Genomic DNA, 20,704 nt, shown 5'->3' with positions numbered 1-20,704 from the left:
TGTTTACCCAATGACTGGGGCACTATAAACGACAATATTCTGTATTTTCTGACTAGATAGTCGGAAATTCAGCACTTCATTTCAGTGCTTACGTTCAACCCCGAGCATTCTTTAAAAGGCAGTATAAATGAGCAAAATCATTGATGGCAGACAGTTAGCAGCCCAGGTAGTGGATGACGTTGCGACGGAGGCTCAGTTTTTTTACGAGCAACATGGCGTTAAGCCAGGTCTGGCCGTAGTACTGGTCGGGGATGACTCAGCCAGCCAGGTCTATGTACGCAATAAGATCAAACGCGCTCAGGAAGCAGGCTTAAACTCCATTGAGCACAAACTACCGGCAGATACTGATCAGGCCACGCTGGATAGTCTGGTTGCTCAACTGAACGAAGACCCTGTAGTACACGGTATTCTGGTTCAGCTGCCTCTGCCTGATCACCTGAATGAAAAAGCCATCATTAACGCGATTGTACCGGAAAAAGATGTCGATGGTTTCCACCCGGTCAATGTTGGCCGATTAAACTCTGGTCAGGATGCTCTAACACCTTGTACCCCGCTGGGCTGTATGATTATGCTCAAGCGTGAGCTGGGTGATGATTTGAGCGGCAAAAACGCCGTTGTGGTCGGTCGCTCCAATATCGTAGGTAAGCCTATGGCGGCTTTGCTATTAAAAGAAAGTTGCACAGTGACTCAGGTCCATTCCCGCACCAAGAATATTGAACAGATCTGTGCCCAAGCAGATATTCTGGTTGTTGCAGTGGGTCGTCCTGAAATGGTTAAAGCAGATTGGGTTAAACCGGGGGCAGTAGTGATCGATGTGGGTATTAACGCTATCGAGCCAAATGGTGAATACAAGCTGGTAGGTGATGTGGATTTTGAATCTGTTGCTCCGATTGCCAGTGCCATTACTCCTGTTCCTGGCGGTGTGGGTCCTATGACTATCGCTTGCCTGATGAAAAATACTCTGACAGCAGCCAAGCAACAACTTACTTAAACCGTATTAACTTTTTAGCTGTTCCTGCCTTATTGACGCTGCTTTTATCAGTCTCATATTTTTAAAATCAGTTGCCCGTCGTTAGCCACTTTCCACTCAATCTCTTTATAACAGAATGGAAAGTGGCCGATGAAAGCGCTTACCTGGCCTGAGCTTTCGCAATCATCTGCTTCGCTTTTAACACATGGGAGTTAGCATTGATCTGCGCTTGGCGAGCTTTTGCACGCGCGATAGCAATACCCGCTTCAGCTTTAACTTTGTTCATTTGCGCTTCTTGAATCGCCATGGTGTTTCTCCATCTCTTCGTAAATACCCATTGCTGGGCTAAGTTAACTTTTGCTTTTGACCGGCCCTGTTAAGCGCTAACGGTTCAGCTATTTAACCTATTAAAGCACCCATAGAACCGATTTATTTAAGAACCGATTGATTTAAAATTATTTTTAAATCAATCGGTTGGCTCAACCTGGTACATACCTGAGCGAATAATGTGTCTTGGTCGGCATTTTCAGAGGCTGATCCATTTAATTGGATTTTGGACCACCCTCTGAATCCTCCTGCTTAGCACCTGGTTTTCAGATCACTAAACCATCTTATCTATTGCAAGCCCATCTACCATCAAGGGTTAAGGCGCAGGCCAACTTTCAACAGTACCATCCGGATAAGTTACGCTACCGGAACCGTCCGCGTTATAGACCCAACTAGTACCGTCGGCTTGAACATAAGTACTTGAACCATCGGTTTCCCAGCTACCGGAACTACCATCGGAGCCAGTAAAGCTACCGGAACCATCCGCATTCCAGGTACTACTATTGCCCTGACCATCAGACCAGCTACCACCGCCCTGACCATCCCAGGTTTCAGTAGAACCATCTGGGTAAACCGCACTACCGGAACCATCTGCGTTATAGGTGTAGACCGTACCATCTGCACCCGTTTCAGTGCCCGAATCTTCTGTTTCTGTTCCAGCTTCAGAGCCTGTGCCTGTGCCTGTGCCTGTGCCTGTGCCTGTGCCTGAACCATCGCTGACTTCATTGCCACCAGCATCGTAGTAAGTCACATTTCCAGAGCTATCCCAGTGCTCACTGGAGCCATCAGAATAAGTTGTGCCCCAAGATCCGTCTGAGTTGTAGTAACCACTGCTACCATCTGAGCTGGTCCAGCTACCTGAACCATCCGCATTCCAGCTGCCACTGTTACCATTAGCATCAGACCAGCTACCACCACCCTGACCATCCCAGGTTTCTGTCGTGCCATCAGGATAATTAGCACTACCGCTGCCATCAGCATTCCAGGTGTAGCTGCTGCCATCTGCATAGGTTTCAGAACCTGAACCATCCGCGTTATAAGTACCCGAGTTACCCTGGCCATCATCCCAACTGCTGGAGCCATCTGCGGCACTGTAGCTGTAATGAGAACCATCGGCCCCGTTATACTCATAGGAGCCATCTGCACTCCAGGTTTCTGCTGAGCCATCGGCATAAGTCGCTGAACCCGAGCCATCAGCATTCCAAGTACTACTATTGCCCTGACCATCATCCCAGCTGCCACCGCCCTGACCATCCCAGGTCTCAGTGCTGCCATCTGGGTATTCGGCACTACCAGAACCATCTGTGTTATAGGTGTAGACTGTACCATCTGCACCCGTTTCAGTGCTCGAACCTTCTGTTTCTATTCCAGTTTCAGAGCCTGTGCCTGTCCCTGAACCATCGCTGACTTCATTACCACCAGCATCGTAGTAAGTCACATTTCCAGAGCTATCCCAGTGCTCACTGGAGCCATCAGAGTAAGTTGTGCCCCAAGATCCGTCTGAGTTGTAGTAACCACTGCCACCATCTGAGCTGGTCCAGCTACCGGAGCCGTCTGCACTCCAGCTACCTGAGTTGCCTTGAGCATCAGACCAGCTACCGCCACCCTGGCCATCCCAGGTTTCTGTCGCGCCATCAGGATAAGTAGCACTACCACTGCCATCAGCATTCCAGGTGTAGCTGCTGCCATCTGCATAGGCTTCAGAACCAGAACCATCGGCATTGTAAGTACCTGAGTTACCCTGGCCATCATCCCAACTGCTGGAGCCATCTGCGGCATTGTAGCTGTAATGAGAACCATCGGCCCCGTTATACTCATAGGAGCCATCTGCACTCCAGGTTTCTGCTGAGCCATCGGCATAAGTCGCTGAACCCGAGCCATCAGCATTCCAGGTACTGGTATTGCCCTGACCGTCATCCCAGCTACCACCACCCAGAGCATCCCAACTGCTGGAACTACCATCAGCGTAAGTTACTGAACCAGAACCATTGGCATTCCAAGTACTGGAATTACCCTGACCATCATTCCAGGAACCACCACCCTGGCCATCCCAGGTTTCTACGCTCCCATCTGGGTAGACGATACTACCGGAGCCATCTTCGTTGTAAGCATAAACAGTGCCATCTTCAGCCGTTTCAGTGAAAGACTCATTGCCCTGTCCATCTGGAACACCGGACTCACCGACTTTATCGACTTCATTGCCATCAGCATCGTAGCAAGAAACATTGCCTTCACTATCCCAGTGCTCAGAGCCTCCATCAGGATAAGTCATACCCCAAGAGCCATCGGCGTTATAATAACCATTGCTCCCATCAGCACCGGTCCACGAACCAGAACCATCGGCATTCCAAGTGCTGGAGTTACCTTGACCATCATCCCAACTACCAGAACCATCTGCGTTCCAGGTTGAACTGCTACCATCTGGGTAAGTCTGACTGCCGCTGCCATCCGCTTCCCAAGTATAGGAAGAACCATCCGCATAGGTTTCGCTACCAGAGCCATCAGCATTATAGGTACCCGAGCTACCTTGACCATCATCCCAGCTGCTTGCACCTGTCGATGCATCGTAGCTATGGTGAGAACCATCAGCTCCGTTATATTCGTAGGAACCGTCACTGTTCCAGGTTTCTGCTGAGCCATCGGCATACGTCGCTGAACCCGAACCATCAGCATTCCAGGTACTGGTATTGCCCTGACCATCATCCCAGCTACCACCACCCTGACCATCCCAGCTTTCGCTACTGCCATCCGGGTAGGCTACGCTACCGGAACCGTCAGCGTTGTAGGTGTAAACCGTACCGTCTTCACCGGTTTCTACAATCGTATCTTCAATCCCGGTACCTTGATCCGCACCATCTTCAATCTGATTACCATCCGCATCAAAGAAGGACGCATTGCCTTCATTGTCCCAATGCTCGCTGGAGCCATCGGCACTGGTCACGCCCCAGGAACCGTCTGAATTATAGTAACCACTGCTACCGTCAGAACTTGTCCAGGAACCGGAACCATCCGCTTCCCAGCTACCGCTGTTGCCCTGACCATCATCCCAGCCACCAGAGCCATCAGCATTCCAGCTACCCGTGCTGCCATCGGCATTAGTGTAGCTACCGGAGCCATCTGAGTCCCAAGTACTGGAGTTGCCCTGGCCATCATCCCAGGAACCGCCACCCTGGCCATCCCAGGTCTCTGTGCTACCGTCGGCATAAGTATTACTACCACTACCATCGGCGTTATAAGTACCCGAGCTACCCTGACCATCATCCCAGGTACCGCCGCCTTGACCGTCCCAGCTTTCAGAACTACCATCCGCATGGGCTACACTACCGGAACCGTCTTCATTCCAGGTTTCTACCGCGCCATCATCATGGGTCACAGAACCAGATGCGGGTTTATCACCGGCTCCTCCATCACCATCCGCTTCACCACCTGTTGAACCGGAATCATCACCTTCCGGAGGTGGCGAAGGAAGATCGCCTTCAGTAGAGCCATCTGTAATGCCACTGCCCGTGGTGCCAGTACCATCATCACTATTGTCTTCAGGCGGAGGAGTTTGATCATCTGCAGGAGGAAGATCGCCACCTGTACTATCTGTCGTAGTACCAGAATCATCCGTTGGCGGAGATGCATCACCGTCAATACCTAAATCACCAATGACACCACCCAGTGCTCCTGGTGCGATACGATCTTCCAGCTCTTCTAACTTAGAACCTGCCTTTTTCTTGGGTTGATTCGTTCCGCTCTGCTTTGACATCTTTCAATACCCTTCTAAGTTTTGTATCGCCTGGGCCACCGGGCCGAAGTTGATTAAGCACTCACACAAAAATCTCTCTATAGCAGTAGCAGATGACTTCACTCTTCAGCAGCTCGCCGAAAAATAGCGAAATACTCTTATGTAAGTGTGTATATGTGCCAGTCAGTCTGGCAGTGTTTAGAATTTAATTCTGTTAAACACTGCACAAAATTTTGTGCCTTCTTAACTCTCAAAACAGAGAGGTTCACTGAATCACTTCTTTTATCATCATTTCACCTTAACCGATAAGCCATAGACTTTTTACTCTATACAACCCTTTGTTTTTAAAGAATAAAATAAAAGCCAATAAAATATGACCCATCTCAAAATCGATACAAGGATTAGACCTGACAAATCAAGTATAGGTGAAATTCTGACTCAGTCTCTTTGAATAAAAGCACTAGCAAATCTAATCCCCAACGAAGACTTATACCAATACAGTGCGATTAACAAAGAGCTTGCTACATTACCTATACAAACCAAGAACATATGCCCCCACCAAAGCCTGTAGAATCTTGGATTCAGTAGTCAAAGACAGGTTATGCCACTCTTTTTTATGCCACTCCTTTTACAGATAGACTGTTGTTCAGGTAACTATTTTGGTAGAACACTTGGTGCTGACACGCATACTGAACGAGCGAAAAGCGTTAAAACTCTATGAAAAGTATTTTTTTCAAACTGTACAGCGGATTAATCTGCATCTTGCTGCTGGCTGCATTGCTTGGCTATCTGGCTCTACAACTAGTCAATCAGATTCGATACGAAAACTATTTGGTTAACAACGTAGGCGGGACATTTTCATTGATGGCTGCAGGCATTGTGCGCCATGACGGCGACAAACAACAGCAATGGATCGAGATTGTAGAGCGCCTGACAGGCATTCCTCTTGAAGTGGGCCCTCTGAAAGAGCCAGAACGCTTTACTCTATATCATCTGAAAAAAGACAATCAAGCGTTACTGATCGCCTCAGATCCTGGTCAGCAAACAGCCTCAATTGCTTTACCTCTACCGGGAAATAGTCAGCACTTTGTTCAGGCTAAACTGGAAGATATTAACCAAACCGTCACCCGTATGACTGCTTTATTGATTCTGAATGAGTTAGGCCGTCACCCCAAGCAGCAACGGGAAGCGATCCTAAAACAGCTGGATCAGAATTTTAGCTACGATTTGACACTGGTGACCGCGAAAGAAACCGAACTGGATCAGTCTCAACTGCGCCAATTAGCCCGTGGCGATATTGTGATCAATCTTAATGACACCCTATCCAGCAATCCTTTTATTAAAGTCTACGCTCGCTTTGGCAACAGTGGTCTCTATCTAACCGTGGGTCCAATCAATATTTTCCAATGGTATCCCGTGTCTATCATTTTCCTGTTAGTTATTTCCGGCGCTCTGCTAGTGCTGGCAGCAGGTTATATTTTAATTGCTCCTTTTGAGAAAAAGCTTAAACGCCTGGAACAGGGGATCAACTTAGCAGGCACCTCAAAAGCCAATCCAATTGAGCTAAGCGGCAATGATGGTATATCCCGTATGGCAGACAGCGTGAACGCCATGATGCTGCGCATAGAAGGCCTGATAAAACAGCAGCGCCAGCTGACTCACGACATATCCCATGAACTGCGCACCCCGGTTGCCCGCATGATGTTTCGGGTTGAAGGCATGAGTATCGATTGCCTGGATACCCAGCGACCCCATATCTCAGGCATGAAAAAAGATCTGGGCAACCTGAATCATATGATTGATGAAATTCTTACCTGCGCCCGCCTGGATGACAATCCTCAACCGCTGGATAAGGAGGAATTTGACCTGCTGCCCCTGGTTCAGAGCATGGTGTATGACCTGACAATTCAACACCCTGATATCGCGTTTCATAATGGCTCTAATTGTGAACGACTCATACTGCGTGCCGATGACGCCTTACTGCTAAGAGCGATTCAGAACCTCCTTAACAATGCTTGTCGCCACTGTCAAAGTCATATTCTGACCACGATAAAAGTCACTGAAAAATATATTCATATCTGCGTAGAAGATGATGGCTCTGGCATTCCTGAAGAAGAGCGTGAACGTATCTTTGACCCGTTTATCCGTCTGGATAAAAGCCGTAACCGAGCTTTAGGGGGCTTTGGTTTGGGGCTGCCTATTGTACAAAAAGTGACTCAGCATCATGGCGGTCACGTTTATGTCGAACAGAGTCCATCATTAGGCGGCGCAAGTTTTATTATTGATTTGCCAATCGCACTTCTGAGCAGGGAACAACCGGTATATAAAACCGACAAAAAAGCAGATAAAACATAAAGATAACATGCAGATACAAACACGATACCCAGCACTAATATTGACCTTTGCCATCTGGCTTTAAGATAATGCATTGCCTGACAAAGCCCGGATTAATCAATACCTGTACTCACTTACACCAATATGTTTCGACACTCTTCTGCCTGATGCTGGGCATAGTGTATGTTGTTATAGAGAAGTGTTTGTAAGTGCTCAAAGGAAAGTACAATAAAGTATAGCCTGTGAGAGATAGCGTCATTCGATATGCCCTTAACACTGTGCCATGAGATATAGCGCCATGAGATATATCCTTTTCTCGATTTTGATTTTAACCAATAGCCCTGCCTTGGCCGAAAATGCCAATCAGTGGGGTAGCTGGGGACAGTCTCCAGACAGGTTCCGCCAGGAAATGGAATCGGACACCCCACTACTGGATAGTGAAGGTCACCACTATGGCAGTGGTATTGCAGGCACAGATGAAAAGCTGCTTCATGAGCTGGATCAAAGTTCTCTGCTGGACTACCAGCAATCAGATACACGCTACAATGTCTCGTTTAGTGTCTCACCGGCAGAGTCAGCCGACTCTGACTTTGAAGTAACGGACATCATCACACTGACGGGAGTGGACGCCACGGGCCTATCCGAAGGAACACTGGATCTGTCCAAAGTATCAGAGCTACCCAATGAACTTGTCGATCTTTTGCAGGCGGAAGGCATTGCTCTTGAAAACGTAGACAGTATCACGATTGAAACAATGCCGGATAGCTTATTGGAAACCATGCCAGAGCCTGAAATTGAGCATAACATCGCTGATGACCTTTCAATAAAACCAGTGGATTAATAATAAAAGACGGTTAAAGCTTGTGACCTACCTAAGCTCAAACAATGGAACTGCCACTTGGCTCACAGTGCTTATTTTAAGCCTGTGCTTTATCCTGCCGGGAGTAACCTGGGGAGAAACAGTGCCGCAACCTTCGGCATTGATCAAAGCCGCCGTGGATGAACGTCAACAGGGTAATGTTAAGAAATCAATCCAAATCCTGCATTCTGGTTTACAGCTGCACCCTGGTAACCTACGCATTAAGCTGGAATTAGCCTCCAGTTATTTTGCAAACGAGGAATATGATTATGCCCGTAAACTGGCTCAGGAGGTGGCAGTTCACGAGGATATTCCTGATGTGGTGCGCAACAATATTAAGCAATTTCTGGCTCTGATAGCACAGCGCCAACCAGAGGGCAAAAGCAAAAGCCTATCGCGCCAAAATATTAATGTTTTCTCTGGTTATGATAGCAATGCCAATATAGCCCCGGCAGATCAGTCTATTGATATCGGAGAACTGACCAAAGACTCCGTACAAAAAAATGATAGTTTTTACGGCCTGCAGTATGACTTTGCCCGTTTTACTCCCGTAACGTTAAAACAGCCTCAGCAAGGTGAGTCTTTGTTTTATCACGCTGGTGTTAGCCTGTATTTTAAAGACTATCTGGATGTCGATGGCTCTGATATTTACTTTATCAATGCGCGCTCAGGAGCAAAATACAACTTCTCAAAACAATGGAGTCTGCAGGGCAGGGTTGCTATGACTCATATCGGTTTAGATAAACAGAAACTCGTAAACTACTACGATCTTTCAAGCATGCTGGACTATCGCTTTGATCGTTCCAACCTTTCTCTGAACCTGGAAGCTAACTTTAAAGATTATTATGACAGCGATGACAGAGACAAAAATGGCTATCACCTCAGTCCCAGTGTGAGCTATAAGTTTATGCTGCCAAAGCAGGTTATCATACGTCTTAAAGCTGGCCATACCGCCGCAAACCTGAAAAGTACAGTTCATTCCTATACTGCCAGTGAATATGGCCTAAATATATCCGTGCCATTTACCTTGTTTGAAGAACAACGCTTTATCGTCGAGCTAGGTACAGGAAAAACCAGCAGCTACTATCGGGGCATTGAAACGCACTACAGGGATAAGCGCCAGGACACTACCTATAAACACAGCCTTAAACTCAACGCACTGAATATCTATCAGCAGCTTAACATGGAGCTTTCCTACAATTGGTATAAACGCCACTCCAATCACGACATACATGAGTACCAACGAGAGCTGGTGACTTTATCCTTTAAATACCCTTTTGGCTCCTAAGCATAAGCAGAGTAAACATCTTATGGAAAAAAAAATTCTACTTGTTGAAGACGACTTTGATTTAGCCGAACTGACTGCCAGTTACCTGATCAGTAATGGTTATCAGGTAGATATTGTCAGTGATGGCATCAATGCGGTGGATCAGATTCTGCAACAACAACCAGATCTGGTGATCTTGGATCTGATGCTACCGGGTCTGGATGGACTTGAAGTTTGTCAAAAGGTGCGCCCAAAATTTGATAAACCAATTTTGATGTTAACGGCTCGCAGTGACAATATTGATGAAATTCTGGGACTTGAAATTGGCGCTGATGACTACCTGGGCAAGCCAGTAGAACCCAGACTGTTATTAGCCCATATCAAGGCCTTATTGCGCCGTACGACTCGTTCTGGTGAAGGCGCCGATGGTCCAACTAATAGCAATGCAGTGCTTAATGTAAATGGTCTGGAGCTTGACAATCGTAGTCGTAATGTCTCGCTTAATGGTCAACCCATCACTCTGTCCGATCCCGAATATGACCTCTTATGGCTATTAACCCGTAATGCAGGCAACATTCTTTCGCGGGAGTATATCTTCGAGAACCTCAGGGGCATTGATTACGACGGCAGCAACCGTGCCATTGACATTAACATTTCCCGAATTCGCAACAAGCTTGGAGATAATCCATCCAACCCCAGCATCATTAAAACTATTCGTAATAAGGGCTATCTTCTGGTGGTTTAACAAACCTGCTTTTTGACCGATAGGGAAACTGCCATCTTTATTAACTGTCTAGCTTCTGTTATCAGTACCACCACGGGCAGCAGATAAGCGTACCATCTGCTCAAATTTAGCCTTAGCGCTGCTGTCGCTAACCGGTGGATTAAGAGGGGCAGCCATGCCGACAATCGCCGCCGGTTGAGATAGGGAAACAGCCTTATCTGCCATACTGCTCAACAGTTGTTCCAGCTCAGGGTTTTGTTTAATTACAGCCGCCAATTGCTTACTAAAAGCATAGTCATCAGGAAAACTGACACGCCCTTGTTGATCAAACAGAATTTTGTCTGGGGCGTGAGGGATACCATTGGCTTGGCGAGCCTCATGAAACTGGGCGGCCGCTTCAAGAGTAAGCTTTTGGAAATCCAGCGCTAACATTGCTGCTGTCTGGTCAGGTTTGCGCTCTGTAGAGACTTTATGGCTACGGGCCTGATCGTTTGCCTGATGCTGTCTTCCCTGCTGATCAGCCATAGAATGTGAGTACAACCTGGAAAACTCCCCCCCAGGCATCGTTTTTTCCACGGTTTGATAGTGATCATCTGCAGCAAACCTGGTTTTGGTATAGAGCTTAATATCCATAAAGTCATCCCTCATCTCATGATGCATGGGGCACGATGCTAAACAAAAAAGCTTAGTAGAGATGAGCCGGTTTTACCGGGTATTAGCCGCAATTATCGACCAACTCCATCTCACTTTTCCAACTGCGTGACATTAGAGACAGCAATGAGACCATAAAGTGCCACTGTCTAAAACATGTTTTTTATTGACTGCTTGAGCCTTAAATCCGGATAAGAGAGATCTGGCCTGGTCCGATTATTTCCCCCTTACACTCTATTCTCTTTATGTCCTTATTTTTATTCAGAGCTTAGCTTAAACTCTCTGATCACACCTGCCTATCAGCAAAAAAGCCTCTGAACAGTAAACCGAACAGAGGCTTTAAACACTATAGAGGATAGCGAAAAGCGCTATAGAGGATAGCGAAGTGTATTAACTACCCACAACACCACCATCCTCACGACGAATCATAATGACAGAGGAACGAGGTGTACTGTTGCCCCCCTGAGGAAAATGTGATGGCTTCAGATCTTCGCCTGGGTGCTGTACACCGATAAACATCGTGGTGTAATCCGGGCTAAAGGTCAGGCCGGTAATCTCACAAGCAACCGGACCGGTCAGGAAGCGACGGATCTCACCGCTTGCCGGGTCGGCACACAACATCTGGTTATTACCCATACCGGCAAAGTCACCCTTATTGGAGTACTTACCATCGGTCTGAATCCACAGACGGCCTTCAGGGTCAAAACCCAGGCCATCAGGGCTGTTGAACATATTGTCTTTATTGATGTTTGGCGAACCGGCGTAAGCATCATTGTGCACTTCCGGGTTACCCGCCATCACAAACAGATCCCAGCTGAAGCCGTTGCTAGTGTGATCTTCACCATCGGGTTGCCAGCGGACAATCTGACCGTAATTGTTTTTCGCACGCGGGTTAGGTCCACCCACAGGCTGACCCTCTTTACCACGGTTCTTGTTGTTGGTCAGGGTACAGAACACCTGCTTACCGGATGGGTGTACGGCCACCCATTCAGGACGATCCATCGTAGTCGCACCTACTTGAGTCGCGGCGCGACGGGCAAAGATCAATACCTCAGCCTGATCTTTGAAGCCATTCACCGCAGTCAGACCATTTTTACCATGGGTCAGCTCCAGCCACTGCCCTCGACCAGCAACCTTGCCAGGGGTACTGTCAAAGCGTGCCACGTATAAAGTGCCCTCTTCCAGCAGATCACGATTAGCCGCTTTATTATCTGGGTTATAACGGTGCCTGGAGACAAACTTGTACAGGTGCTCACCCCGCTGGTCATCGCCCAGATAAACTACGACATGACCGTCTTTATTAACGGTTAACGCCGCATTTTCATGTTTGAAGCGCCCCAGAGCAGTACGCTTTTTCGGCGTAGACGTTGGGTCCATTGGATCAATCTCAACCACCCAACCAAAACGGTGGTTTTCCTGTGGGTTCTCAGCGATATCAAAACGGCTGTCGAATTTATGCCACTGGTAACCAGAATCCTTGCTCTTCACACCATAACGCTTGGCATCCGGTCCAAGATCCACATCAGAAGAGGAACCAAAATAACCGTTGAAGTTCTCTTCACAGGTCAGGTAAGTACCCCACGGGGTTTCACCGTTCGCACAGTTATTAAAAGTACCCAGTGCCAGCTTACCGCTTGGATCGGCCTGAGTTTTCAGAAGATCGTGCCCCGCCGCAGGGCCGGTCAGCTCCATAGGTGTATTGGCATGGATACGGCGGTTATAGCGGGAGTCTTTAACCAGCTGCCATTGACCGTTTTTCTTTTCGATCTCAAATACAGAGACACCATGAGCCGCTTGCGCTTTACGCACATCATGTGCGCTCATCTGCTCGCCTTGATGAGCAAACAGGTATTCATAGTTGGTGTATTCGTTGTTAATCGCCATGATGGCGCGATCTTCTGACAATGGGAAGAAACTCATGCCATCGTTGTTATCACCGAACTGCTTCTCCTGAGCCGCTGCAGAGTTCATACCACCATTCTTAAACGCTTCCACGCCAGAGAACAAAGGGTCGCCCCAGGAAACCAGTACATCCCAACGATAGCCTTCCGGTACAACGATAGTATCAGCAGTAGAAGCCGCCACGGGCTTAAAACCGATATTAGGCGATAGGCCCTTGCCAGATATTGACTCAACAGTATTGCTCAGCGTAGAGCACCCCGTTGCCAGTGCGCCTAAACCCAGAATAGCCGCCCCACCCAGAAACTGGCGACGATTCAGGCCTTCTTCGACCATACGAGTAAATTCTGGGATTTCGGCAACGGGGTTGTTCAGTTGATCTTGTTCATCAAAGCGGCTCATCGAAATTGCTTCCTGTTCTGTGTTTTAAAATTATCACGGTAATAATTTGATCTGGATCAGGAAGTTAACGGTCAAATGTAACAGTAATATGGCAAAGCTGTTTCTTTTAGAGCAGAGATTCTATGGCAAGAATTAGTTTTTCTACCTAAACGCAATAAACTAACGCTAGAGCGGCTATTCCTGAGAAAAACCGCCAGGGGCAAAAGAGCTAACCGTTTTGAGAAGTCTTGGAAATCTATTTATTCCTGAGAGGAACAGGCAACTACAATTGGGAATTACACCACACGCACAGGCCGGTTAGCACCATGCACAGCCAACAGCAAGACAAAGGACATGATCAGTAATATCGCAGATAAACTGTGAGCCTGGCCGTATTCTAGCGCCTCAACATGTTCATAGATGGAGATAGATACGACCTGAGTCTGCCCGGGGATATTGCCGCCAATCATCAACACAACGCCAAACTCCCCTACCGTATGAGCAAAACCCAACACACTGGCCGTAATAAAGCCCGGACGCGCCATAGGCAAAGCTACACGCCAGAAACGCTCAAGCGGTCTGGCTCCAAGAGTTGCAGCCACCTCCAATGGCCTTCGACCTATCGCCATAAAGGCATTTTTCAGCGGCTGCACAACAAAAGGCAGAGAATAGAATACCGAGCCAATCACAACCCCGGTAAATGAAAAAGCCAGTGGAGTCAGATCCAACGCTAGCATCAACTTACCCAGAGGACCATGGACGCCCATAGCCAGTAACAGATAAAAACCTAATACAGTGGGCGGTAAAATCAGTGGCAAGGCAACAATGGCCTCAACTACGTATTTAAAGCGCCAGCGACTATACGCCAACCACCAGGCCAGCGGTGTGCAAACCAATAGCAAAATCAGCGTTGTTATAAAGGCCAGCTTAAGGGTTAAAACCAGCGAGGTAAGGTCTGCTTCCGAGAACATCAGATCTGGTGCTAATCCCGTTAATCAATGGATAGTGGATTCAAGTTGGTGCGATCAGGTGGATTAATCTGGTTCAGGCAAATCTAATGCCATAAAAAGCACAGATAAGCTTTTCTTGATCGAATCTTATGACACGCTTAAATAATCCAGGTAAATGACGGTTTATCCTCTTAAAAAACAATGATAAATATACGCATCAACCATGTAATGACTTGATTTTGCATGAATTTACTATAGGGCACCAGACTTAAAAGCGACAAAAAGCGTATTCATAACGTCAGAAGCAGCACTCCATTCACCTTACTCCATAAAAAGAGCACTATAAAAGAGCAATAAAAAGCGACAAGGTTCAATGGAGAAAAGAGGGGAAAGATCGCTATAGAAGTGCTTATAAAGCCGAATGAGCCGGACACAACGGCCCACCCGGCTGAATGACAGGAGAAAATGTTAGAACTTAAAGCTTTGCACGCTGGAAGTCAGGTTTCTCGCAACACGGCTGATCTGCTCGCTGCTGGCTGCGGTTTCATTTGCCCCTTGTAATGCACGTTCGGCCACATCGTTGATCTGCTGAATATTTCGTAACAGCTCTTCGGTTGTCGCAGATTGCTCTTCTGTTGCTGAAGCGATCTGCATATTCATGCCAGTGATCTGCTTCATCTCTTCAGAGATCTGCTCTAATGCCTGTCGGGATTTCTGAACCTGCTGCACACTCTCGCCGGAGCGGGACTGACTACGCTCCATCTGAACCACAGCCTTCTCGGTCTGTTGTTGCAGATTAGCAATCGTATCCTCAATCTCCTGAGTGGACGAGTGGGTGCGATTAGCAAGCGTGCGGACCTCGTCGGCCACAACCGCAAAGCCGCGGCCATGTTCACCAGCCCGCGCAGCTTCAATGGCCGCGTTCAGTGCCAATAGATTGGTTTGATCAGCGATCTCACGAATAACATGAATCACCTCACCAATCTCCTTACTGCCTTTTTCCAGTGCACCGATGGCATCTGAAGCCGCTTTAATTTCATTAGCCTGTTGCTGAATACTATCGACCACACTGTCGACGATCGCTAAGCCCTCATCCACCTGACGGCTACCTACTTGAGCAGAATCAGAAGCCTGTTGAGCACTCCCCGCGACTTCGGCCACTGTAGAGTTCATCTCATTCATTGCTGAAGCGACCATATCCACTTCACGACGCTGCTGCTCAGAGCCTTCTTTGGCACCCTGGCTATGGTTCTCAAGCTGAGTCGAAATAGCCGCCATCTGCTGACTCTGCTCCGCAACACCGGAGACTAATACACGAATACGCTCAGCAAAGGTATTAAAGGCATGACTCAGGGTCGCAACCTCATCTTTACCTTCCACCTTTAAACGACGGGTCAGATCACCATCGCCGTTAGCGATATCATCCAGAGCACTCGCCAAATGTCCCAGTGGGCTGGAGATTCTTTTGGCAACCAGCATAATTACCACGATTAAACCCACTAATGCCACCAGGCAAATGATCAACACAGTGCGCACCAATACATCGGCTTCTTCAGTGACCTTAGCCATCGGCATAGCCACTGCAAGATTCCAGTGATAACCCGTATCGGTTAAATCAATTTTTTCATTAAGAATTAGTGTCTTACCTTCAAATAAGGGGGTAGTGGTTACCACATCAAATGGATTACCGGATTTAATTGACTGAATCAGTGCCGGAAGTGCTTCACCGGAGATATCACCTTCGGTTTTAGCGGCGTCTTTACCCAGACGTTTAGCATCAGGGTGCGCGACTATTGTCCCGTTATGAGTAAACAGAGCCGCAACCCCCACACCATAAGGATGGATTTGACTCACCTGTTTCTGGATCTCACCGACCAACATATCAACACCCACTACCCCCTTAAACTGACCTTGTTCGAGAATAGGCACTACAATTGAGGTGATTAACTGAGGCTTACCATCAATCTCATAGAAGTAAGGATCAAGAATCGTGGCTTTTTTGCTTTGTTTGGACAACAGATAGTAATCACCCGCGCCAGGTGTATCATAATCCACTAGTGCTTCAACCTGGATATTGCCTTGTCCGTCACGATACCAATAAGGGATATAGCGCCCAGTCTGATCATGATTAGCACTGTTTTGATGTCGGCCGTCCTGACCATCAAAAGCATTGGGCTCCCACAGAGTCCAACTACCAATCAATGCAGGGCGATCCCGCAGATACTGCTTTAACAAACCGTTAAAGTAATCCCGACGCACTTGTACATCAATTTGGCCTCGATTTTTGGCTACACTGGCCAGGCCTTTCAGCTGCTGTAATTCATCAATAAGAGGAGAAATCACCTTATGGCCCTCTTCTACGGCCAACAGGTGAGCGGTTTCAACGGCTTTACGGGTACTGGTATCTTTAACTTCACTGTTGAGCAGCAAGGTTATCGTCAACAGAATAATAACAATAATCGGGACAAGCGTGACCATCAGTTTCCTGGTCATAGATAGGGAGCTGAGCATCCTCGCACCTCCATGCGATTAAATATTCAAGTACTTTGTAAAAATGGCTACCAGTACTCTCATAATATTTTTATAAAATACATATATACTTCAATACTCCTAAATTAGCTAAAATTACTCAATAGACAATTGCGACCAAAACGAGAGAAAAGTCACAAATCATGACAAAAAGTAACACATAAAACCCCAGGATGACCCACCTCGGTGCTTATCGCCCTTCCAGTAAAGATTAAATACAAGAGAATCACGACTTATACGGTATCAAGGGATATACTTACCCTGAGTTTAAATTTAACTTTCAGGATAACGAATGAGTCTGCAAGAAATCTCCGTATCGAACACCCAGAAAAAGAAATTACAGAAAGCCATCCTAGATGAGAGCGTTTTAGTTCAGGAGGATGATGGCGATCTGGTTGTTCACGTAGCCGCTTATCTGGACTACAAAGCGGGCACTCGCACCAAACCTTTAGAAGAGATTGTTGGTGAAGATGAGCTGGACCTGAGTGCCGAGTTCATCGTATTGAGCTAGTCGCTGCTCAATAGACGGCCAGGTTACCCGGTTAAAGGCGAGCAGCCAAAAGCCACGACCAATGTCTGGGACTCACTCGTTCAGAGTTCCAGACATTAAAGCCCCGCACACGGGTCAGATGCTTTTGTATTAGTCACTGAAATACAGCACAGCACTCTTCCCTAGCTGTTTTCCTGCATCTCTTCTATCATCCAGTCTTTAAATACCTGCATACCATAAGAGAGTGGTCGGTTTTTCTGATACACCAGATAAAAAGATTTATGGGTATCCAGCATAATATCAAATGGCATCGCAAGCCTCCCCTGTTCGATCTCCCTGGAAGTCAACGTACTATCAGCCAAAGCCACGCCTAATCCCTCCTGAGCGGCTCCCGTTGCCAACTGGCCACTGGAAAGCTGCAAACCGCGGCTAAAGCCCTTATATTCGACCCCAGCCAACTGCAGCCACTCCGGCCACTCATATAACCGCTTACTGACATGAATCAGGGTGTTTTTACGCAGATCCTCAGGTGTTTGTAACGCTTTGGGGCCAACTAAGAGGTTTGGACTACATACAGGTACCAGCAGCACATTACGCAGGAAATGCACCTCAATATCGTGCCAATCACCATGACCAAAATAAACCGCCATATCCGTATTCTGTTTATTAAAGTCGATCAAACCGGTTGAAGCGCTAATCTGCAGCTCCACATCAGGGAACTGTTCCTGAAACCTATTCATTCTCGGCATCAGCCAACGAATCAAAAAGTTAGGTGCCACACTAATAGTCACAGCATCCCGTTCAGGATTTGAGGTGATACGATAAGTTGCCGCTTCGATCTCATCCAGCGCCTGACGAATCGATTGCAGATACTGTGAACCTGCAGGTGTCAGCTCAACCTTGCGCTTATTGCGCCTAAACAGAGCCAAGCCCAGATACTGCTCTAGCCCCTTCATCTGATGGCTGACCGCTGACGCGGTGATAAAAAGCTCTTCAGCAGCAGCAACGAAACTCTCATTCCTCGCTGCGGCTTCAAAAACCTTAAGCGAATTCATTGGGGGAAGACGTCTGATAACCCACCTCACAAATGATTAGATTTTTTCATCATTCTGTTAAAAATTCATCGTTTGTTCAAGTCCATCAAACACTTTAATATGCGCCTATCGAAGCAAAACACTATATCCATTGAGGAAATCACAGTGAAAAACGATATTAAACTAGACCAATTTGATAATCTGGACGTTGAATACTACATTCGTGAAGCTAAGCTGGAACGTGACGCTTATATTGCAGATTTATTCAGCAGTCTAAAAGCTAAGCTGGTTGCTAAACTGGCAATCCGTCTGCCAAAAATCAGCATTCAGATCAGCCGTCCAGCTCACTAATGACTGGATATATAGAGTAACAATACCAGGCACTCAAACAAAAAGCTTCTCTCCATCAAAGCGCTGTATTCTCCAGCGATGGACAGAAAAATATTGAGACCCTTTGTTTAGCTATGTATTGAAGCTGCTATAAACGCTCCAACCAGTGATGCCAAATCACGAACTTTACATAACAAGAGTAGCAATAGCTTACCCTTTGCGGGGTAACTGCTGGTAACACAGAGTAAGCACCAAAATTTAACAGGTGCCTAAAGGTATACACCCAGGCCACAATGGCCTCTGTCACAGATCCTCTCTGAAGTTATAGTACAGCTAACAACTGGCTGACTACACTTGCCTCAAGCTTTATCAGGCCGATCTTTTTCAAGAGAGGGGGAACAGTTTAGACTGCCCCCGACTATTCTCTTTCTGCTGCTCCCTACTATTTATTTGTACCAGATTATTTGTACCAAACCTGATCATAAGCTGATCTTGTGAAACAGAATCCATCCCCCAAATACCAGACGAAAAAAAGGGCGACCTAAGCCACCCAAACTACATGAAACGATCAATTTAGCGCGCTCAGGCGTTAATGACCCATTCTAGCGAATTCTCTTTCACGCTTTTGATTAATCAACACTTATGGCGCTCGATCCCGAACAATGCCACTGGCCAAGACAACGCCGACACTGATTAGCGCAATACCCATAAGTACATTTTCACTCAACACTTCGCCCAACCAATATAAAGCGATAGCTGATGCAGCAACCGGCGTCATAGAACCAATGGCAGACGTGACTTCAGCCCCCATACGGGAAATTGCAAACGCAAACAGAAAACTGGAGGCTAAACCTGCACCAAAGCCCTGTGTCAGCATCTGTGCCAGTAACTCATTACCGGAAAGCTGATGCCAACCCAGCTCAGGCTGTACAATCAAACCAGTAGCCACCAGCACCAATCCTGTCGGTAAAGTCACCACAGAAGCCGCTACAAGTGGTGATAAACCGCACTGACGTACAGAGATGGCAAATAACGCCCAGAAGAAGCTCGCGACTAAGAAAATACCCTGCGCCTGTAAGCTGGCATCACCTAACAAAGAATCGATCAGAAAAGCCGCTACACCGGTAGCAATCAAAAACAGCCCGAATAAGCGCCATTTAGACAGTGGCTGGCGATAGATCGCCACTGCAATTCCCGTAACAAACAAAGGTGCAACACCAGGGATCAGCGTACTGCCCTCAGCGACCTGTCCTGATTGCATCCCCATCGCTCCCAGCCAGAAGAACGGCAGGCCACCACCTACGAGCATCCCAGCCAGATAAAGCTTGGGCACCTGGCGAATCTGTGTCAGATGTTTAAAAAATAGCGGTGCTAATAACAAACCTGGAATCGCAAAACGAAATAGCGCAATTTCAAAGGTGGTCAAAGGCGATGCAGCACCGATACGCAGCGACATAAAATAGCTCGACCAGACCAAAACCATCATCAAAGCCGCCGCCAGACCTAACGCTTTTTGCTGGGCGGTCACCTCTAACTCTTTAACCTGCAGCACAGAAGCTGAGCTTTGGGAAGATACACTGGACATAACACTGAACCCGTAAATGAAAACAGCGCTATTGTGCAGGATTAGCGGTAACGAAAGTGCTCAAATATCGACATAAGATCAACGCCAATTAGCAGATTTCACCAAAAAAACGACCTTATAAGAGCTAGACAGCACCAAAAGCCAGAGCTTGCCGTAAAAGTCACTACACCATTCTGCTCTAAGTTTCAGGTTAACCAAATGAACCAACCACCTTTGACAAATACCGACACCTTTAGTCTTTTTTATGACGGAGCCTGCCCTCTGTGCCAAAAAGAGGTTCGCTGGCTAAAGAGGAGAGTCTTAAATCGAGGAGTAGGACTGACTTTTATAGATATCAGTGCTACTGATTTTGATGCCAAACAGCATGGAAAAGAGATCAGTGAGTTTATGGCCAGCTTGCATCTGCGTAATGCTAACGGACAGTGGCTGCAAGGGATGGAGGCTACAAGAAAGATTTATCAACTTATTGGACTTGGCTGGTTAATGGCCCCTACAGGCTGGCCGTTACTAAAACCGTTATTTGACCGGGCATACACGACTTTTGCCCGTTATCGACCTCGGCTACAGAAACCAGGATCAGATAAAGATAGCTGTGACCGCTGTGTTCCTTGAACATTCTTCACCTACATCCATTTCATCAAAAA

Annotated in this window: 16 protein-coding genes; 8 read left to right on the top strand and 8 right to left on the bottom strand. The window is 47.2% G+C overall.

Features of this window, described 5'->3' with window-relative positions; translation table 11 throughout:
* Positions 1 to 127 precede the first annotated feature (127 nt).
* A complete protein-coding gene (gene folD / locus H579_RS0114975; protein WP_028301358.1) occupies positions 128 to 991 on the top strand; it encodes a bifunctional methylenetetrahydrofolate dehydrogenase/methenyltetrahydrofolate cyclohydrolase FolD in 864 nt (287 codons plus the stop codon).
* Between the two features lie 139 nt (positions 992 to 1,130).
* On the opposite strand, the gene H579_RS29175 is transcribed toward folD, so the two are convergent.
* Both H579_RS29175 and H579_RS0114965 read right to left on the bottom strand, forming a co-directional pair.
* Positions 1,131 to 1,277 carry a hypothetical protein gene (locus H579_RS29175; protein ID WP_157834629.1) on the bottom strand — a complete coding sequence of 49 codons (147 nt, stop codon included), beginning with the start codon at positions 1,275 to 1,277 and terminating at the stop codon, positions 1,131 to 1,133.
* A gap of 336 nt (positions 1,278 to 1,613) precedes the next feature.
* Positions 1,614 to 5,048 carry a beta strand repeat-containing protein gene (locus tag H579_RS0114965; protein ID WP_028301357.1) on the bottom strand — a complete coding sequence of 1,145 codons (3,435 nt, stop codon included), beginning with the start codon at positions 5,046 to 5,048 and terminating at the stop codon, positions 1,614 to 1,616.
* Between the two features lie 696 nt (positions 5,049 to 5,744).
* Here H579_RS0114965 and H579_RS0114960 point away from each other — a divergent pair.
* The 4 genes from H579_RS0114960 (at position 5,745) to H579_RS0114945 (ending at position 10,232) form a co-directional block, all read left to right on the top strand.
* Complete coding sequence (locus tag H579_RS0114960; protein ID WP_028301356.1) at positions 5,745 to 7,382, top strand: ATP-binding protein; 1,638 nt, start codon at positions 5,745 to 5,747, stop codon at positions 7,380 to 7,382.
* A 277-nt stretch (positions 7,383 to 7,659) separates the two neighbouring features.
* Positions 7,660 to 8,202 carry a hypothetical protein gene (locus tag H579_RS0114955; protein WP_028301355.1) on the top strand — a complete coding sequence of 181 codons (543 nt, stop codon included), beginning with the start codon at positions 7,660 to 7,662 and terminating at the stop codon, positions 8,200 to 8,202.
* 121 nt (positions 8,203 to 8,323) lie between these two features.
* Positions 8,324 to 9,508 (top strand): tetratricopeptide repeat protein, encoded by a 1,185-nt coding sequence (locus tag H579_RS0114950; RefSeq protein WP_036566375.1) that lies wholly within the window; start codon positions 8,324 to 8,326, stop codon positions 9,506 to 9,508.
* Between the two features lie 22 nt (positions 9,509 to 9,530).
* A complete protein-coding gene (locus H579_RS0114945) occupies positions 9,531 to 10,232 on the top strand; it encodes a response regulator (RefSeq protein ID WP_028301353.1) in 702 nt (233 codons plus the stop codon).
* A gap of 48 nt (positions 10,233 to 10,280) precedes the next feature.
* On the opposite strand, the gene H579_RS0114940 is transcribed toward H579_RS0114945, so the two are convergent.
* The 4 genes from H579_RS0114940 to H579_RS25860 all read right to left on the bottom strand — a co-directional run bounded on the left by H579_RS0114940 (position 10,281) and on the right by H579_RS25860 (position 16,570).
* The gene (locus tag H579_RS0114940; protein ID WP_028301352.1) at positions 10,281 to 10,844 is read right to left on the bottom strand and encodes a hypothetical protein; all 564 of its coding nucleotides are present in this window, start codon (positions 10,842 to 10,844) and stop codon (positions 10,281 to 10,283) included.
* A 408-nt stretch (positions 10,845 to 11,252) separates the two neighbouring features.
* A complete protein-coding gene (locus H579_RS0114935) occupies positions 11,253 to 13,163 on the bottom strand; it encodes a PhoX family protein (protein WP_028301351.1) in 1,911 nt (636 codons plus the stop codon).
* Positions 13,164 to 13,438: 275 nt separating this feature from the next.
* Entirely contained in the window at positions 13,439 to 14,113 is a 675-nt protein-coding gene (modB, locus tag H579_RS0114930) for a molybdate ABC transporter permease subunit (protein ID WP_028301350.1), read from the bottom strand.
* Positions 14,114 to 14,560: 447 nt separating this feature from the next.
* Positions 14,561 to 16,570: a methyl-accepting chemotaxis protein gene (locus tag H579_RS25860; RefSeq protein WP_169449715.1), complete on the bottom strand. Its 2,010-nt coding sequence runs from the start codon at positions 16,568 to 16,570 to the stop codon at positions 14,561 to 14,563.
* A 343-nt stretch (positions 16,571 to 16,913) separates the two neighbouring features.
* Here H579_RS25860 and H579_RS0114920 point away from each other — a divergent pair, with 343 nt between their 5' ends.
* The gene (locus tag H579_RS0114920) at positions 16,914 to 17,132 is read left to right on the top strand and encodes a hypothetical protein (protein ID WP_028301349.1); all 219 of its coding nucleotides are present in this window, start codon (positions 16,914 to 16,916) and stop codon (positions 17,130 to 17,132) included.
* 161 nt (positions 17,133 to 17,293) lie between these two features.
* Here the strand turns inward: H579_RS0114920 and gcvA are convergent, their stop codons facing one another.
* A complete protein-coding gene (gene gcvA, locus H579_RS0114915; protein ID WP_342662792.1) occupies positions 17,294 to 18,196 on the bottom strand; it encodes a transcriptional regulator GcvA in 903 nt (300 codons plus the stop codon).
* A gap of 114 nt (positions 18,197 to 18,310) precedes the next feature.
* On the opposite strand from gcvA, the gene H579_RS25855 reads away from it, so the two are divergent.
* Entirely contained in the window at positions 18,311 to 18,496 is a 186-nt protein-coding gene (locus H579_RS25855) for an RSP_7527 family protein (RefSeq protein ID WP_036566374.1), read from the top strand.
* Positions 18,497 to 19,115: 619 nt separating this feature from the next.
* Here the strand turns inward: H579_RS25855 and H579_RS0114905 are convergent.
* Positions 19,116 to 20,060 carry a DMT family transporter gene (locus tag H579_RS0114905; RefSeq protein ID WP_051227677.1) on the bottom strand — a complete coding sequence of 315 codons (945 nt, stop codon included), beginning with the start codon at positions 20,058 to 20,060 and terminating at the stop codon, positions 19,116 to 19,118.
* A 198-nt stretch (positions 20,061 to 20,258) separates the two neighbouring features.
* Here H579_RS0114905 and H579_RS25850 point away from each other — a divergent pair, with 198 nt between their 5' ends.
* A complete protein-coding gene (locus H579_RS25850) occupies positions 20,259 to 20,672 on the top strand; it encodes a thiol-disulfide oxidoreductase DCC family protein (RefSeq protein WP_051227676.1) in 414 nt (137 codons plus the stop codon).
* Positions 20,673 to 20,704: the final 32 nt, after the last annotated feature.

It is taken from the genome of Oceanospirillum beijerinckii DSM 7166, assembly GCF_000422425.1.
Lineage (GTDB): Bacteria > Pseudomonadota > Gammaproteobacteria > Pseudomonadales > Halomonadaceae > Oceanospirillum > Oceanospirillum beijerinckii.
This window is presented reverse-complemented; position numbering and strand designations above follow the sequence as displayed.

Excerpts from the sequence above, each read along its gene's own strand:
- folD (WP_028301358.1), top strand. The coding sequence starts at position 128 with ATGAGCAAAATCATTGATGGCAGACAGTTAGCAGCCCAGGTAGTGGAT.
- H579_RS29175 (WP_157834629.1), bottom strand. The coding sequence starts at position 1,277 with ATGGCGATTCAAGAAGCGCAAATGAACAAAGTTAAAGCTGAAGCGGGT.
- H579_RS0114965 (WP_028301357.1), bottom strand. The coding sequence starts at position 5,048 with ATGTCAAAGCAGAGCGGAACGAATCAACCCAAGAAAAAGGCAGGTTCT.
- H579_RS0114960 (WP_028301356.1), top strand. The coding sequence starts at position 5,745 with ATGAAAAGTATTTTTTTCAAACTGTACAGCGGATTAATCTGCATCTTG.
- H579_RS0114955 (WP_028301355.1), top strand. The coding sequence starts at position 7,660 with ATGAGATATATCCTTTTCTCGATTTTGATTTTAACCAATAGCCCTGCC.
- H579_RS0114945 (WP_028301353.1), top strand. The coding sequence starts at position 9,531 with ATGGAAAAAAAAATTCTACTTGTTGAAGACGACTTTGATTTAGCCGAA.
- H579_RS0114940 (WP_028301352.1), bottom strand. The coding sequence starts at position 10,844 with ATGGATATTAAGCTCTATACCAAAACCAGGTTTGCTGCAGATGATCAC.
- H579_RS0114935 (WP_028301351.1), bottom strand. The coding sequence starts at position 13,163 with ATGAGCCGCTTTGATGAACAAGATCAACTGAACAACCCCGTTGCCGAA.
- modB (WP_028301350.1), bottom strand. The coding sequence starts at position 14,113 with ATGTTCTCGGAAGCAGACCTTACCTCGCTGGTTTTAACCCTTAAGCTG.
- H579_RS25860 (WP_169449715.1), bottom strand. The coding sequence starts at position 16,570 with ATGGTCACGCTTGTCCCGATTATTGTTATTATTCTGTTGACGATAACC.
- H579_RS0114920 (WP_028301349.1), top strand. The coding sequence starts at position 16,914 with ATGAGTCTGCAAGAAATCTCCGTATCGAACACCCAGAAAAAGAAATTA.
- H579_RS0114905 (WP_051227677.1), bottom strand. The coding sequence starts at position 20,060 with ATGTCCAGTGTATCTTCCCAAAGCTCAGCTTCTGTGCTGCAGGTTAAA.
- H579_RS25850 (WP_051227676.1), top strand. The coding sequence starts at position 20,259 with ATGAACCAACCACCTTTGACAAATACCGACACCTTTAGTCTTTTTTAT.